The 937-nt window shown below is 21.6% G+C and carries 1 protein-coding gene; it reads left to right on the forward strand.

Annotated features, from left to right (window positions below; all coding sequences use genetic code 11):
* Positions 1-693: 693 nt before the first annotated feature.
* On the forward strand, positions 694-937 hold a 244-nt coding region (locus tag LUA84_RS03845; protein WP_231434518.1), incomplete at its 3' end, for a hypothetical protein.

Below are 937 nucleotides of genomic sequence, written 5' to 3' on the forward strand. Positions count from 1 at the left end.
TATTTATTAATGGAGAACTAATAAATAATACTCAAAATATATATTACAAATAGTTATACTGGTACTTCTGCTTGGGGTCCATATGATACAATTGCAAATGGTCCAAATATTTCTATAGTAACAAACTTTTATCAAGTAAGAATTGTTAGCATTTACTGGGGCNNNTACAGAGAATACAATATATAATAATACAACTGCAAGTACATGTACAATAGAATGAGATCTGATTTAGGATCAATTATTGGAGCAATTATTGGATTCGTTATTTTTATTGTTTCTTCATCAGTTTTATATTTAATTTTAAATAATTATTATAAAAAACTTTTATTATACGGCAAATACAATAGATAATCAAATAAAAAATATTGTTGGAGAAAGTATAAAATTTTTAAATAATCAAACAAACTATTCAAATCCTTATTTAATTATATATAATAATGGAAATAAGGCATTGGATTTATCATGTTTTCAATTATATGTTAATGGATATTTCTCTCCATTTAATTATTCTATAAATTATTTATATTCATCAAATATTTATTGNNNGGAGAAAATGCAACAATATATTTTAATAATAATTATTTAGTAAATAATTCATAGGAATTATATAATATTGGTATCTTGTTATGGGGTTAAGATTTCAAACTTTAATATATGCTAATTAATTAATATAATATGAGATTACAATCTGAAATGATTATAGCATTAATATTGTTAATAGTAGGAGCTCTTGCTACTGTAATAATATACAATATAATATCTCCAAATTTATATATAATAAAACCTTCTGGACAGGAAATTTCAAGATCTTTAGAATTAAATTTCCAATTATTAGATTATTTTATAGTAAATAATACATTATATGCATATGTAAAACCCTCAGAACCAGTTAATTATTCTCAAGTATTTGCAATTTTAAATGATAGATTAGTTAATG

The organism is Candidatus Nanopusillus massiliensis, from assembly GCF_920984865.1.